Origin of the sequence: Haladaptatus sp. R4, from assembly GCF_001625445.1 — an archaeon.
Taxonomy (GTDB): Archaea; Halobacteriota; Halobacteria; order Halobacteriales; family Haladaptataceae; genus Haladaptatus.
Genome location: NZ_LWHG01000031.1, coordinates 49,171 through 64,376, shown reverse-complemented (window position 1 = coordinate 64,376; position 15,206 = coordinate 49,171). Strand labels below are relative to the sequence as shown.

The following is a 15,206-nucleotide window of genomic DNA, read 5'->3' as shown; positions in this document are numbered from 1 at the left end:
ACGGGGACCCATTTCATCGCGTAACGATCTAACCTCTCGCACATCGAAATCTGTTCTCCCACCACATACCGCTCCGTAAACCTCGATTTGCGAGAATCCATATCCATCACCTTTTACTGATGGACGGAATACGACCAACATGGACCAGTTGAAGGAGTCCCTTCTGGACGCCCCGATCATCGAGAAAGACGGCTATCATTACTTCGTACACCCCATCAGCGACGGGATTCCGATGCTCGAACCGACGCTGCTGCGCGAAATCGTCATCAAGATCATCCGAAAGGCGGATCTGGAGAACGTCGATAAGATCGTCACCCCTGCGGCGATGGGAATCCACATCTCGACGGCCGTCTCGCTGATGACGGACATCCCGCTGGTCGTCATCCGAAAGCGCCAGTACGGACTCGACGGGGAGGTTTCGCTCTCCCAGCAAACCGGCTACTCGGAGAACGAGATGTTCATCAACAACGTCGACGAGGGTGACCGCGTGCTCCTGTTGGACGACGTGCTCTCGACGGGCGGAACGATGAAGGCCGTCACGCAAGCGCTCGAATACATCGGTGCGGATGTGGTGGACGTGTGTGCCGTCATCAAGAAGGTCGGCGCGAACGAACTGGACGACACGGACTATACGGTGAAGACGCTCATCAACGTGGACGTCCAAGATGGCGAAGTCGTCATCGTCGACGAACACGGCGACGGATAAGATGGTCTCCCGTCAGTTCCTGTCGATGCTTTCGACGACGACGCTCGTCACTGGAGCGCTCCTCGTTGGCGATGCCATTCACGGTTCGGTCGTGGTGGGTAGCTACGGAATCACATCGCCTGCGGCCGTTCTTCGGGTACTGCCGGGTATTATCCTCGTGTACGTTGGCTACTCCCTCCGTGAAAACCACGAACTGTTCATCTCCTCGTATTTTTCGGGACGGGAAGCGGCGGCGAAACCGGAGGGGAGCGAGGAGTTCGACGAACGAATGTCGCCGCTGTCGGGGGAGAGTATGGAAAATCTCGAAAAAAGAGAGCGCGAGCGGAATAAAAGCGAGTGAACTCGTTGCAGAACGTTTATGATTGTGCCCAATTAGCACAAACCATGGCGTTGAAGACTAGCGTCCCTAAATCGCTGCGTGGTCCGATTGGGCTACTGTCGATAATTATCGCCCTCCTTGGCATCGTCGTCGGATACATCTACTTGCTGTTCGGTCTGTCGTTGTATTTCAAGCTCATCCCGCAGATGGCGGACACGATGACGGGTGGCGAATCGCTCGTCGTCATCGTCACGGGCGCCGCCCTCTTCGCCGTCGGCTACGCTGGCTGGCGTGGATTCAACTACTTCGCATACTAAGCAATGGATATCAGAAACCATCCGGACGCCCCGGACTTCGAGGAACTTCAGGACATCCTCGTCGAACCCGTTCCACGGTCGGAAATCGAAGCACGTCGGGAGAACGGTGCGCTCCTCATCGAGGACAACGTTCGTGAACGGGAGGATTTGAACGTCGTCGCATACGTCAGCGACGATAGCGATGGTACCAACGCCAACGACATCGGGGTTCCACTGTTCCGTCTCATCCAACTGTTCGGCACGCCACAACTACCCGAGTTTCAGGCAGGTGAGGACATCAGCGGCCGCCGAGACGCTACCTTCAAATATCTCTTTCGGGTGACAAATAAGGGGGATCCCGTCGAACTCCCATCGGAGTGGCTCATGACGATTCACGATTCACACGTCAGGTTCGCTGCCAGCGTCGCCGAATGGCGGGACGAAAACACGGACTTCGTTGCCGATCCGAAACTCGCCTTGGCAAGCTATGCGCTTGCGCTTCAACTCGTCCTCGACCCCGTCGAGTGTGTGTACGAAGGAGTTCCGTTCTGAACCGCTATGGACGGCCTTGGCGACCGGGTGTTTTACTGGGTCAGTGACGAGACCAATATCACGATACTGTTGTTCGTCGCCGTCGCGGTACTCGGTGGAGCGAGTCTCATCCTCTTCGTGGTTTCGAAGCAAAAGTCGATCACTCAACTGGAGTTCCTGCTCCTCATCTCCGCGATGATCATCATGTTCTACATGACGATTCGGAACAGCACGTTCTGATTACCGCCGCTGGCAGTTCGTTCGGGTCAGCGGGTTCGGACGTGCATGATGACGAAGACGAGCGTGATCGCGACGAACAGAAGCCCTGCAAAGGCGGGAACGATGGCTCCGTACGAGTACAGCCCGTATGAATGACCAACGAACGTGACGAGGAGGAGCACCGGAACCGAGAGGAGGAAAAAGAGGGACGAGAGATAGCTTGCGACCGTCGGATCGTCCGCGTGTTTTGCGAAGGTCCCGCGCTCTCGGGCCGAGCGCTCCCGCGTTGGTAGGTCTTTTGACACGGGTACTGGTATCGACGGACGGATCAAAACTGTCACGGTTTCAAGCTGTCACGTACGCATCCACCGTCAGCGTCAGCAGGTATGCGCCGAGGAATACCCCCACGTAGACGAGAAGAACGCCTCGGAGGGCGTTTCCGAGCAGCCTCGGTAACAACAGGTCGCGCGCAGTTCCGGAGTATGGAAGCAACAAGAGCGGCGCGACCCACGACAGCGTCAGCGTGATCGCTCCGGAGAGGAACGCGACGATGCCGATACGAATGCTCTCGTGCAAATCGTACGCGAGGAGGTGTGCGAAAGCCCCCGTCGATGCGACCAACAGGAGGACATACTGCGGGTTTATCGTCCACGTGATCAGGCTCGACTGAGTGTAGGTGAACGCCGCCATCCCGCCGATAATACCGGTGAGTATTCCTTTGCCGACGGTCGAAAGCGTACGAACCAGTGGGGAGTCGTTCCCCTCGTCGGTCGCCCATTCGGTCGTCCTCGACTTCGTGTTCGTCCCTGTTTTTGGTTCAGTCATCGTTCAGTCCTCGTTGCGTACGTACACCTGCACCTTTTTCTCCCCGATCCGGCCGCGAACGAATCCGGTGAACGAAATCGACCCGGATTTCACCGCTTGCCTCGTCCGGGAAACCCTATCGGGGTCGGCGTCCATTTTGATTCGAATCGTCTCCGTTTCCTTCGCGGGGACGTTCGTCTCGTCGAAGGGTGTCGACGTCCCATCGGTTAACTGCGTTTCTCCGTCGTAAACGTGTATCAGACCGTCGTAAAACACGATGTCCCGCTGTGTCGGATTGTGGATCGTCAGTGTCGTCACGAGGTTCGATCCGTCCGCGGTCACGCTGGTATCGGCGGTCGTCACGCTGGCAGATCGAACGTTCATCGCCGCGGTGTGTCCCTGCAAGGTCGGGACGAAGAACCAAGTAGTGATGACCGCGACGAGGACGACAGCGGCGACGAGGAGGGGTTGGTTTGGTGTAAGCGCAGAACGGAGGTTCGAATTTGACATTCGGTGACATTTGCTATGGATGTGTCCGATGTAAAGTTTTCTAACAGGATGGCTTCGAGAAGAGGGTCGGGATCAGTCGGAAGCGTCCGGCGTGATGGGTTCCGTGTTCGGTGTCGATGAATCGTACAGATGACACGCACTGACTTGGTCCCCGGACTCGTGGAGTTGCGGGACCTCCCGTTCACAGATGGTGTTGAACTGCCGGTCGAGTTGCTCCATCGCGTCTTCCTCGTTGCCGTCGAGGAGGTCCCGCGTGGCGGACCGAAGCGCGTTTTCGGCCTGTCGTGGCATGTCGAGAGCGCTGAGAGTCACCGCTCCAGCCTCCTCACCGGGTAGTTGGTGTTCCTCGGGCAGTTCGAGTGCAAGACCGACTTCGAGGATTCGGTCTACCGCGTCTCGCTGCTCCGCGTGTCGTTCGTCGATGTCCTCGGCCGAGACGTCTCCCGCTCGAACTCGATGTTTGAAACTGAAACCACGCCGGAACGCCTCTTGACTTCCCGTCCAGTCCTCGGGCGGGATGATCTTCGAGCAGCGGGGGTGGAATCGACAGCCAGTCGGTGGGTTTCTGGGGTTCGGAACCTCGCCGGTGACGTTCGCCCGCTGACGTTGTGTTTCGGGCTCGATCTCCGGCACAGCATCGAAGAGGGCTTCGGTGTACGGATGTTTGGGATCGTTCACCACCTCGTCGGTTGGTCCCTGTTCGACGATTCCACCGAGATACATGATCGCGGTTCGATCACACATGTACCGAATCAGCGAGAGGTCGTGACTGATGAACACGTACGTCAATCCGTACTCTTCCTGTAGCTCCTTCATCAGGTTCAGCACACCCGCCCGGATGGAAACGTCGAGCATCGAGACGGGTTCGTCACAGACGATGAAATCGGGATTCACGACGAGCGCACGCGCGATAGCGACGCGCTGGCGCTCGCCACCGGACAGTTCCTTCGGGAACTCGTTCAGGTAGGCTTCCGCGGGCGAGAGTCCGACGTCGTTCAACACCTGAACGACCCGCTCGCGCCGGTCCTGATAGCCGTCCCCGATATCGTTGATTTTGAGCGGTTCGACGACCGACTGAAACACAGTCATTCGCGGGTTCAAGCTCTCGAACGGGTCCTGAAAGATCATCTGGACGCGCTGGCGGAACACCTTCTTGTCCTCCCGAGCCAGTTCACTCATATCCCGCCCGTCGAACATGATCCGTCCCTCGGTCGGGTCGTACAGCTTGACCAGTAGTTTCCCGAGCGTGGTCTTCCCACACCCGGATTCACCGGCGATACCCATGATATCGCCTTTGTTGATATTCAGATCGACGTTCTGTACTGCCCGAACGGGTTGGAGCTCTCGACCGAGCAGTTGGTCGATGACACCCTGTGAGAGGCCGAACAGTTTCGAGACGTTTTGAATCTCTACTAGTGCATCTCCGTCGTGGTCCGTTTCGGTTAGTGCGTTTGCGTCGTGATCTGTTGCCATTTTTCCTCCTTTCGTGCTTCAGTACGGATCGTTTCGAGTTCGTCAACCCGATAGCACGCCGACCGATGGACGTGGGGTGAACTCGCTTCGCTTCTCTTTCCGGATTCCGCTCGTTCTGCGTCGTACATCGGCGGGTGTGCCGAACGGCATTCGTCCACGACGAACGGACACCGAGACGCGAACCGACAGCCGTCGGTCGGGTCGAGCAACGTCGGCGGCGACCCGGGAATGGAGACGAGGTCCTGGTCCGCCTTTTCGACCGTCGGGAACGAGTTCTTCAGCCCGAGCGTGTACGGGTTCGCCGATTCCGTTAGTACCTCATCCATCGGACCGCTTTCCATGATCTTTCCGCCGTACATCACCGCGAGTTGGTCACAGATTTCGGCCATGACGCTCACGTCGTGACTGACGACGAGGATGGCGACGTCGAACTCGTCTTGGAGCGTTTCCAACTCCTCCAAGATTCGGTCCTGGATAATGACGTCGAGTGCGGTCGTCGGTTCGTCCGCGATGAGCATGTCCGGGTTGCAGGCCATCGCCATCGCGATGACGGCACGCTGTTTCATGCCACCACTGTACTGGTGTGCGTAGTCGTCCGCACGCTCGGGGTCGATGCCGACCCGCTGAATGAGGTCTCGTGCCCGTTCGTGTGCTTGTTCCGCCGGTATCTCCGGTTCGTGGCGCAGGATGGCTTCGACGATTTGGTCGCCGACTTTGTACACCGGATTGAGTGCATTCATCGCACTCTGTGGAATCAGCGCGATGTTCCGCCACCGAACGTCACGGATTTGCTGGTTATCCAGTCGTGCGAGGTCGGTCATCCCGTCCTCACGAACCGGGTATCGGTCGTCCTCGATTACCTCTCGTCGGACGTTTCCGTTCCCGTCTTCCCATTCGGGGAGAGTTCCGTCGAACCAAATCTCGCCGCGTTCGATGTACCCGTTCGAATCGAGCAGGTGCATCAGCGACTTCGACAGCGTGGTTTTCCCACACCCTGATTCACCGACGAGACCGTACGTCTCGCCGTGTTCGATGCTAAAGCTGACGCCATCGACGGCGTGGACCTGCTTGTCCCCGGCGTCGTAGCGAACCGATAGATCGTTGACTTCTAGCAGTGACATGAGTTACTCCTGTGGGTTGGCGAGGTCCTCCACCGAGAATCCGATGAAGTAGAACGCTGCTGCGAGGGACGTGATGGCTAGCCCCGGCGGGATGAGCCACCACGGTGCGTCGAAGATGTGACCGTTGGCTTGGACGTTTTCGAGCATTACCCCCCACGAGTGTGTATTGGTTGGGGCGTACCCGAGGAATGCGAGCGATGCCTGTGCGAGGATCGCGCCCGCCGCGTCCTGGGCGAGGAACACGAACGCGAGTGGGATAACGTTCGGCAGGATGTGCCGAAACACGATTCGCGTGTCGCTCGCCCCCGCGACGCGCGCCGACTCGATGTACGCCCGTTCCTTGAGCGACAACGTCTCCCCGCGAATGAGGATGCAGTTGTTGAGCCACGAGGTGACCGCGATGCCGATGATGATGTTCGTCGTGTTGACGCCGTTGACGGCGACGAGAACGATGAGGAACGGGAGGAACGGCAACCCGTACATCACGTCCACGATGCGCTGGATGGCTTCGTCGATCCAGGTGTCACCGTAAAACCCGCTGATGAGACCGAGTGGGACGCCGACGAGACTGGAGAGCAATCCCGCGGCGAACCCGATATACAGTGCAGTTTTCGTCGAGTAAATCAACAGTGTCAGAACACCTACCCCATCGTCGGTCGTTCCGAACGGTGCGAAAAACGGATCGCCGAAGACAGGGGGATACGGTAATTGCTGCTGCTGTTGAAGCGAGATGCGAGCGTACTGATCCGTCCCCGTGAAGGCTCGCCAGTCGAGCGAATGTGGAGCGAATACCGACGGGAAGAGCGCCCACAGGATGTACACGACGAGAATGATGAGTCCGATGACGCCCATCTTGTGCTGCGTATATCGGCTCCACCCCCGTCGAAATCGTTCGATTCGCGGTTTCCACTGCTCTTTGAGCGTACTTGTCGTTGAAGCGTTTTCGGATTGTGTTGACATTCGTTAGTCCCCTCCAAACTTGATCCGCGGGTCGAGGAAGGTGTATGCGACGTCCGTCAGCAGTCGCATGGAGATGATGAGTATCGCGGTCATGAAGAACGCCGCCTGTGCGATCGGGTAGTCCCTTCCTTGCACTGCACTCACCAGTAGCTTCCCGATACCGGGCCAACTGAACACCTGTTCGATGATGACGCTCCCGTCCACGAGGAACGCGAGGCCGACGATAGCCTGCGTTGCGACCGGAATCAATGCGTTCCGCGCCGCGTGTTTCATCATTACGGTACGTTCGCTGAGTCCCTTCGCTCGCGCGAGGAACACGTAGTCCTCCCCGGTGACGTTGTTCATCGACGGTCGCATGACGAGCATGGAACCGACCCATCCGACGAACGCGATGCTGAAGAGCGGTAACGCGATGTGAGAGAGGATGTTCGACATCGCCAAGAACGGCGTCCAATTCGACACCCCGAATTGATCGATCATGTACGCGCTTTTCAGCAGGTCCAGTTTGTAGTTGAACACCCAGATGAACAGCCACGCGATCCAGAACGCGGGCATCGAGTACATGAAGAGACCGGACGTGTAGATGGTCTTGTCCTTGTTCGACCCTCGCCACCAACCCAGATACATTCCGACGAGCGGGCCGACGGTGTACGCGGTGATGAACCCGGCACCGAACAGGATGATCGTTCGCGGGAACCGTCGGATAATGACGTCCCAAACGGCGACGTGCTTCGTCGGCGACCGGCCAAAGTTGCCCGTCTGGTAGTTGACCATGTAGTGAAGGTACTGTTTCCACAGCGGTTGGTTCAGTCCCCACTGTTGTCTGATACGGTCGATTTGCGCGGGTTTCATTTTCGGAGTGATCATGCTCGAAATGATCGACCCGGGCATGCTGTGAATGAGCAAGAATATGATCGTCATGATGACGAGTAGCGTCAGATACGAGACGACCAATCGCTTCGCGAGATAGCGGGTGCTGATCTTTGTCATACTCTACCGTCCGTTGATTTCGACATACTGTTTACCATTTCGTTTATTTGTGTGTATCCATGTCATTCATGGAATACCTTCATTATCAATGTGATGATTTTCGCATCGATCACGGAGTAAATTCAACCACCGATTCCCACTGCCGTACCGCGAAAAACCCACTCGAAAGGGTTCGAAAGCGCGATTACTGCTTCAGGTTCTCTTTCAGGTAGATGCTGCTGTACTCCGCGTCCCAGTTCGCATATGCCGGGTCGACGATGTTCTTCACGAACCCGCCGAACTTCTTCGAGTTGACCGGCCAGCGGTATTTGTCATAGGACTGGACCATGTAGGGCATGTCGAGGTAGATCTTCTCCATCGCCTTCGCGTACTTCTTGGACCGCTTGTCGGGGTCGGTCTCCGTGTACGCCTTTTCGAGAAGCTTGTCCGCGCTTCCGCCCGCCACACCGTACCCGGTGGAGTTGTAGGCGAACTTGTCGGTGTCGTCTCCCGAATTTCCGGAGTAGAAGAACGAGTGAAGCGACGTTCCGTACGCACTGGTTCCGCCCCAGCCCATCGGGTACACGTCGAAGTCCTCCTCCTGGTACACCTTACCCGACATGGTGTTGAACGAGATCGATTCGGTGTGGGCCGGGATACCGAGTTGATGCAGGTTGTTCTTCCAGCGGTTGATCCCTTTCGCGATCTTGGGCTGTTCTCCCGGCGGGTCGATGAGGAGGGTGATGCCACCGTCGCCCATCATCTCCGTGATGGTCTTGCCGTCGACCCGAATCTCCTTCGTCACGTCGGCATCCGAATTCTTGAGAACGTCCGATTTGACCGGACCGAACGTGTACTTGTACTTCGCCTTCGACTGGCTCGCTTTGACGCCCGAGAACGATCCGGGGAACTTCTTCCCGACGAACGTGCCTTTCGATCCGTCGATGACGTTTCCGTCCGTCAGGAACTTGCGAACACCTTCGACGTCCGGCTTCTTGCCTTTCTCCGCGCGGAAGTCGAACGCGTTGGTGCGGGGGTCCTTGAGCAGTTCGCCATCGTACACGGTCTCGGGACGCACACCTTTGTATCCCGGAGACTGGGCGTAATCGCCTTTGAGGACGTATCCGCCGTGCAGTTTGGTCGTCCAGTAGTAATCGTCGAACATGAACGCCATCGCCTGCCGGAGGGCGACGTCGTCGAGCGGCGAGCGGCGGCAGTTGAAACCACAGTACGAAAACCCGCTGTCGTATCCCTTGACGAGACCGGTGCCGTCCATCTTCTTGACTTTCGGAATCTTCGAGGATTCCATGCTGCCGTAGTGCGTGTCGATTTTGTCGTGCAAGAAGGCCTGCGTCATCGCCGACGTTCCGCCGTACACCTTGAAGTTCACGCCGTCGAGGAACGGACCGCCGTGAATGAGCGTCTTGCTCTCTTTCTTCCAGTCGAGGTTGTTGAGCGCGTACTCGTTCTCGATGTAATCGCGGCGGAACTTAATCTGCATCGAGGTGTCCGCGTTCCATTTGACCAGCTTACCCGGCCCGGTTCCGACCGGACCCTCGTCGTTCGCCTTCGTCGGGTCGTAGTTCTTGTAATCGACACCCTCCCACTTGTGCTTGGGAATGATGGGAGCGCCGCCGACGACGTCCGAGTCCCACGTCCCAACCTGCTGGGACAGTTTGATGTGAAAGTCCCAGTCGTTTTTCGCTTCCTCGATCTTGTCGAAGTAGTTCCAGACGGACCACTGACCGGGCTTGTTGTCGAGCTGGAACTGGTAGGAGAACAAGATGTCCTCCATCTTGAACTCCTCACCGTCGTTCCATTTCAAGCCGTCTTTTCGGGCTTTGACGTAAACATCCGGTTTGTCCTTCTCCGCATTCTTCAGGGTCCAATCGGTGAAGACCTCCGGTTTCATTTCGAACGTGACCGGGTCCTGTACGACACCGTAGTCGTACACGGGGTCCAGCGCAACTGCGGAATACACGCTGCCCGCCAGCATGATGTTCGGACTGTCCGGCGCGGTATCCATCCCGTACCGGAGCGTTCCACCCGGTTCGATATCGTCCGGAGAAAGAGTGTTCTGACTCGGTTCGTTCGTCGTTTCGGTTTCCCCGTTCCCTGTCGACGTGTCGGAAGAAGTTTTGCTGTCTCCACTGTTACCGGAACAGCCCGCAAGGGAGAGAGCAATAGCACCCGCCCCACTCGCCTTCAGAAACTTCCGTCGGCTATCATCTGCACCACTTCGGTTGCGTCGCCGTGGCATACCAAAGACTTGTAGAAGATGTATTTAAAGTTACTGGTTAGCATAAGCATTTAGTCGTTCAGACTTCATAGAAGCAATTAACGCAATAAAACTAGTAAGGAGTTTCTATCGTATTCTATCACAAAATAAATAAAATTAATGTTCAGCGCTTACTTCTCTAGCAAGCATCCCATAATAGATCGTCCCAGCAACTGCGGTCGTCGCTAGCATAAAATACGATTGGAACGAAAGCATCCCGGAATGATCCCGAGTCCATGCGAGACTGAGGGCGGACCAGAGGGTGGCGATAAAAAACGCGATGGTCAGTAACCACAGGCCCGTCGACCGGCGTCCGGAGCGTAGAACGGGGATGGCAATTATCATGACTACCCCTGCCACCACCGCCAACACGCCGCGCGTCCCTAGCATCTCGTGCCAACTGGGAACGAGTCAAGTATAAATCACCCGCTTCGCATCGGGATCATTCGACATCGAGTGCGGAGAGGAGCGTCGTCGCCGCCGCATGCGACGACCCCGGACCACGTGCGGTGAGTAAATCACCGTCGGTTCGTACGCTGGTTTCGGCGTCGAGTTCGGCGTCCCACGTTCCACCCGCCGCTTTCACTTCGTCCTCGACCCAGTACGGTAGTTTTCGTCCGTCCGGCATGCAGTCGTCGTCATCGACGATTCCCTCCTCCCACTCGTTCGGGAACCCGGTGACGTTTCGTCCGTCCACGAGGAAGCCTCCGTCACTGTCACGAGTGAACGCCAGCAAGCCAACGGCGTGACAGACGACGAGTGCTTTCGTATCGCCCGTTTCGACCGCATCACGGAGCAGGTTTCGGGCGTGCTTGTCCTGATTTACGTCCCACTCCGTCCCGTGCCCACCGGGGAAGACGACGACATCGTATTCCTCGACGCTCGTCGTCGCCAGCGGAACCGGGTCCTGCAGTCGCGGGTCCGTTTCGTCGGCTTCCCGAACACGCTCTGCGGTTTCTTCGCCCACGTTCTCGGGGTCGACGGATCGCTCATCGACCACGGGTTTTCCCCCGCTCGGCGTCGTGACCGTTATCTCGACACCAGCCCCGTCCAGCGTTTGCAGCGGTTCGATGCACTCCTCTCCCCAATATCCCTCCTCGCTCACCACGAACAATGCGGATGGCATGCACGGTTCTACCGGTGCAAGGGGAATAAGTCGGATGGCACCGGCCGATTTTGAGGGAAAGGGAGAACCGACCGCTGAAAGACAAATCGTGTGAAAACAGCGGGAGATAGATTCGAACCGCGGTCGTTCCGTTTGGCGCCACTCCCTGATCCAAATCTACTCCGCAGGATTATCCAGCTAAATGACCGCGACGAGGCTCAGCTCGTCGCTTGAGAGGTGAAGTAAAGAGAAAATAGCGGGAGGTAGATTTGAACTACCGATCTGCGGGTTATGAGCCCGCCGGAATCTCCTGGCTATCCCATCCCGCTATCAGTTCATACTGCCGTCCGGTAGTTAAGGGTTGTGATTAAGAAATAACTGGTCGGTGAAAGTCGTGTGTAAATAGCGGGCGGTAGATTCGAACCACGGTCGTTCCGCTTCGCTTCCTGATTCAAATCCACTCCGTAGGTTCATGCAATCCCGACGACAGCGGCAAGACTCTACCCGTCATTCGGGAGTTGAGATCGAAGTAAAATAGCGGGAGGTAGATTTGAACTACCGATCTGCGGGTTATGAGCCCGCCGGAATCTCCTGGCTATCCCATCCCGCTATCAATTCATACTGCCGTCCAGTGGTTAAGGGTTGTGATTCGACCGCCGTGTGTGATTTTATGCCGTGATCAGATCTATCAAAAATGTGTTCGTTCTCCTACATCCCCACAAGAAGTATATCACTGCGGTGCTCCGAATGACCCAGATGGAGTTCGTGCTCGTTGCGTTCTGGCTGGTCATCTATTACGCCCTCGCGCTGGCCGGGCTTCCCATTGCAGCGGCACTGTTTCGGACGTTTCCCGACCGTGGGGCGACGTTCGCCCTTCCGGCGAGTCTCGTCGTGGTGACGGTCGTCACCTATTGGCTCGGCCAGTTTGCGTTTACGAGCGCTACCGTCGTCGTCGCCATCGTCGTTCTCGCCGCCCTCTCGATGGCGTTGACGCGGTACGACCTCGAACTCGATTTGGAGGGGTACACGGAAGCGATGGTCGTTTTCACGGTTGCGTTCTGCTTTCTCGTCGTGATCCGGGCCATCGATCCGGCCATCATCGCGACCGGGGGCGAGAAGTTCCTCGATTTCGGCGTGCTGCAATCGCTCATGCGAACCCCGAAACTCCCGCCCGAGGACATGTGGTTTGCAGGGAAATCGATTCAGTACTACTACGGCGGCCATCTCATCGCCGCGATTCTGACGAAACTCACGGGGACGCTTCCCCGCTACAGCTACAACCTCGCCCTCTCCGGCTTCTACGGTATGCTCATCACGTCCGCCTACGGTCTGGCGAGCGCGATCGCGACAGGAAGGGGATACCTCGACGCTTCGCCGGTATCGCTGCCGGGTTCTTCGTCGGCTTCGCCGGGAACGTTTACACCCCCTTGCGTCTGGTTGCGGGAAGCTTCCCACAGTGGTTGCTGAAAACGATAGCGAAACCGCTGGAGATGGACCCGTCGGCGATTCCCATCTCACCGACCGATTTCCACTACTGGGACGCCAGCCGCGTCATGGTCGGGACGATAAACGAGTTCCCCTTCTTCGCGTATCTGAACGGGGACCTTCACGCCCACATGATGGGCCAACCGTTCCTGTTGTTCGTCGCGGCGCTCGGCTATGCGATATATCGTTCCGACACCAAGCGGCGACGTCTCCTCCTCTTCGTCGCGCTTCCACCCGTCGTCGGCTTTATCAGCACCGTCAGTTTCTGGAGCTTTCCAACCGCACTCGGTGTCGTCTGGCTTTCGCTCGTGTTCGTCGAAGGACATCCGGCGACGCTCGTTCCGCACGGCGAGCGACTGCTTCAAATCGGCGAACGGTCGCGGCTGGCCGACGAACTCATCAGGATCACGGTTTCGCTGCTCATCGTCGCCGCCGTCGGCGGTCTCGCTTTCGTGTGGGCGGCCCCGTTCATCCTCAACGTGTTGCTCGGGGCCGCAGGCGCACGCGGCCTCGGCTTTTTCCCCGACCGAAGCAACGCCGTCGAGTTGCTCATCGTCCACGGCATCTTCCTCTGTCTGTTCGCGCTGTATCTCGGGTTGAACGCCCGATGGAAGGACTGGGATACGGCACTCGTGGTAATCTTCGGTCTCCTGTTGGGCCTCCTGAGTTGGAAGGCAGGGGCCGCGGCGCTGCTGTTGGTTGCCCCGCTTCTCGTCGGTGGATGGTTGCTCCTCCGTTCGGACGCCGACCTCGGATTCGAGACGGTACTGTTGGTGGCCGGTGCGGGACTCGTCCTGCTCGTCGAGTTCGCCTACGTGCGAGACAACGCCATTTCCGGACGGTTCAACACGGTGTTCAAGGTGTACATGCAGCTGTGGGTCCTCTGGGGTGTCGCCGCGGGCGTCGCACTGACACGGTTGGTAGCGGCCGCGATTCCAACCGAGACGGCCGCTCGGGCCGGGACGGTAACTCGAAGCCAAACGTCACGAGGGGGGCGACAGGCGGCCGCGGTCTGTGCGACGCTTCTCGTACTGGTCGCATCCGTGTACGGCGTGTTCTCCCTGGGGGAGCACGTGACGACGGACAACCCGATCCATCGAGCGGACGACCCGACGCTCGACGGGTTGGCGTTCGTCCATACGTTCCACCCCGGCGAAGCCGGAGCGATCGAATGGCTCGACGCGAGAGAGGGACGCCCGCACATCGCGTCCGCGCCCGGAAAGCCCTACGTCTGGGGGAGTCCCGCGTCGTCGCTCACCGGCGTTCCGACCATCGTCGGTTGGTATCAAGAGCGGATTTATCGCGGGAACGATGCCTACCAGGCTCGAAAGAACGATGTCGCGTCGATCTTCGCACCGACCACGACGTGGAAAACCCGTGCGGAGCTATTGGAACGATACGACGTCGAATACATTTACTACGGCCCGCGCGAGCGGGAGCGCTACGGTCAGACGTCGTTCGAACGCTTCCCCGGAATTCGCCAAGTGTATCGCTCCGGGTCGGTGGCGATCTACCGCGTCAACGGGACGGTTATCGAACAGCAGGTCGGGAAAACGAGCTAGTCGAGCGAGAGACCCGGGTGCCAACGGTCCACGCCCGCCTCCGCTTTCACCTCGTCCATCCGTGCGAGTAGCTTCACCGCGAGGCTGGCCGTTTCGGCGGCCCGATGTTCGCCTTCGGTTCTGAACTCGCCGGTCTCGCGGTTCGCGTACACCGAACAAATCGCTCCCGCTCGGAGACCGTAGACGTTCGCAATCGTCAGAATCGCGCTCGCTTCCATTTCGATGTTCTTCACGTTCGCGTCCCGCAGATGGGACACGAGTTCGTCGCCTCCCTCCGCGAGGAAGCCCTCGAACCCGGGACGACCCTGCCCCGCGTAGAAACTGTCGGCGCTCATCGTGATGCCGGTGTGATAGTCATAATCCAGTCGTTCCGCCGCGGCGACCAGCGCCGCGACGACTTCGTAATCCGCGACCGCCGGATAATCCTCCCGAACGTACTCGTCGCTCGTCCCTTCCTGTCGAACCCCGCCGGTCGTGATGACGAGGTCGCCGACGTTCATCTCGGGTTGGATCGCTCCGCAGGACCCGACGCGGATGAACGTGTCCGCACCGATTCGCGCCAGTTCCTCGACCGCAATCGCGGCCGACGGACTGCCGATGCCGGTCGAAGTGACGCTGATGGGCGCGTCGTCGTACGTTCCCGTCACGGTTCGGTACTCGCGGTGGAACGCCTTCTCGTCCGCCGAGTCCCAGAACTGGGTTATCTTTTCGACTCGTTCCGGGTTACCGGGCAGGAGAACCGCGTTCGCAACGTCGTCCTCGCCGACTTCGATGTGGTACTGTACCTCCGCGTTCGGGTCTTCGCTATCATCCATACCACTCACGTTCGCCGCCGCAGAAATAGGTGCTTCGCGTTTCGGGCGACGGA

At 58.3% G+C, this 15,206-nt stretch carries 15 protein-coding genes, 2 tRNA genes and 1 pseudogene; 6 read left to right on the top strand and 12 right to left on the bottom strand.

All coding sequences use genetic code 11. The features are described from left to right. Positions 1-139 precede the first annotated feature (139 nt). Genes hpt through A4G99_RS20955 form a run of 5 tightly spaced genes read left to right on the top strand, consistent with a single transcriptional unit; the run spans position 140 to position 2,092 of the window. Positions 140-706, top strand: coding sequence for a hypoxanthine/guanine phosphoribosyltransferase (gene hpt / locus A4G99_RS20975; protein WP_066147938.1), 567 nt, complete (start codon positions 140-142; stop codon positions 704-706). Beyond that, a complete protein-coding gene (locus A4G99_RS20970) occupies positions 666-1,046 on the top strand; it encodes a hypothetical protein (protein ID WP_223302090.1) in 381 nt (126 codons plus the stop codon). Before hpt ends, A4G99_RS20970 begins: the two co-directional genes overlap by 41 nt. 44 nt (positions 1,047-1,090) lie before the next feature. Continuing rightward, a complete protein-coding gene (locus A4G99_RS20965; RefSeq protein WP_066147933.1) occupies positions 1,091-1,342 on the top strand; it encodes a hypothetical protein in 252 nt (83 codons plus the stop codon). Between the two features lie 3 nt (positions 1,343-1,345). After that, complete coding sequence (locus tag A4G99_RS20960; protein WP_066147931.1) at positions 1,346-1,873, top strand: hypothetical protein; 528 nt, start codon at positions 1,346-1,348, stop codon at positions 1,871-1,873. Between the two features lie 6 nt (positions 1,874-1,879). Continuing rightward, a complete protein-coding gene (locus tag A4G99_RS20955; protein ID WP_066147928.1) occupies positions 1,880-2,092 on the top strand; it encodes a hypothetical protein in 213 nt (70 codons plus the stop codon). A gap of 26 nt (positions 2,093-2,118) precedes the next feature. Here A4G99_RS20955 and A4G99_RS20950 read toward each other — a convergent pair whose 3' ends face one another. The 11 genes from A4G99_RS20950 to A4G99_RS20895 form a co-directional block, all read right to left on the bottom strand. Next, the gene (locus A4G99_RS20950; protein ID WP_066147925.1) at positions 2,119-2,376 is read right to left on the bottom strand and encodes a hypothetical protein; all 258 of its coding nucleotides are present in this window, start codon (positions 2,374-2,376) and stop codon (positions 2,119-2,121) included. A 40-nt stretch (positions 2,377-2,416) separates the two neighbouring features. Next, positions 2,417-2,896: a hypothetical protein gene (locus A4G99_RS20945; RefSeq protein WP_066147923.1), complete on the bottom strand. Its 480-nt coding sequence runs from the start codon at positions 2,894-2,896 to the stop codon at positions 2,417-2,419. A 3-nt stretch (positions 2,897-2,899) separates the two neighbouring features. Next, positions 2,900-3,385: a hypothetical protein gene (locus A4G99_RS20940; RefSeq protein WP_066147920.1), complete on the bottom strand. Its 486-nt coding sequence runs from the start codon at positions 3,383-3,385 to the stop codon at positions 2,900-2,902. A gap of 72 nt (positions 3,386-3,457) precedes the next feature. Next, a complete protein-coding gene (locus A4G99_RS20935) occupies positions 3,458-4,858 on the bottom strand; it encodes an ABC transporter ATP-binding protein (RefSeq protein WP_066147917.1) in 1,401 nt (466 codons plus the stop codon). After that, entirely contained in the window at positions 4,828-5,979 is a 1,152-nt protein-coding gene (locus A4G99_RS20930) for an ABC transporter ATP-binding protein (protein WP_066147914.1), read from the bottom strand. The genes A4G99_RS20935 and A4G99_RS20930 overlap by 31 nt, the downstream gene beginning before the upstream one ends. A gap of 3 nt (positions 5,980-5,982) precedes the next feature. Continuing rightward, positions 5,983-6,939, bottom strand: coding sequence for an ABC transporter permease (locus tag A4G99_RS20925; RefSeq protein ID WP_082837984.1), 957 nt, complete (start codon positions 6,937-6,939; stop codon positions 5,983-5,985). Between the two features lie 3 nt (positions 6,940-6,942). Then, entirely contained in the window at positions 6,943-7,929 is a 987-nt protein-coding gene (locus A4G99_RS20920) for an ABC transporter permease (RefSeq protein WP_223302089.1), read from the bottom strand. A 184-nt stretch (positions 7,930-8,113) separates the two neighbouring features. Then, positions 8,114-10,168 (bottom strand): ABC transporter substrate-binding protein, encoded by a 2,055-nt coding sequence (locus A4G99_RS20915; RefSeq protein ID WP_150123197.1) that lies wholly within the window; start codon positions 10,166-10,168, stop codon positions 8,114-8,116. 460 nt (positions 10,169-10,628) lie between these two features. After that, positions 10,629-11,312, bottom strand: coding sequence for a type 1 glutamine amidotransferase domain-containing protein (locus A4G99_RS20905; protein WP_066147903.1), 684 nt, complete (start codon positions 11,310-11,312; stop codon positions 10,629-10,631). A gap of 233 nt (positions 11,313-11,545) precedes the next feature. Further along, positions 11,546-11,620 (bottom strand) — tRNA-Met (locus A4G99_RS20900). A gap of 206 nt (positions 11,621-11,826) precedes the next feature. After that, positions 11,827-11,901: transfer RNA gene (locus A4G99_RS20895), tRNA-Met, on the bottom strand. A 137-nt stretch (positions 11,902-12,038) separates the two neighbouring features. Between A4G99_RS20895 and A4G99_RS20890 the strand changes: the two are divergent. Further along, a pseudogene (locus A4G99_RS20890) lies at positions 12,039-14,338 on the top strand (DUF2298 domain-containing protein). On the opposite strand, the gene A4G99_RS20885 reads toward A4G99_RS20890, so the two are convergent. Beyond that, positions 14,335-15,153: a nucleoside phosphorylase gene (locus A4G99_RS20885; RefSeq protein ID WP_066147900.1), complete on the bottom strand. Its 819-nt coding sequence runs from the start codon at positions 15,151-15,153 to the stop codon at positions 14,335-14,337. The pseudogene A4G99_RS20890 and the gene A4G99_RS20885 overlap by 4 nt on opposite strands. Positions 15,154-15,206 lie beyond the last annotated feature (53 nt).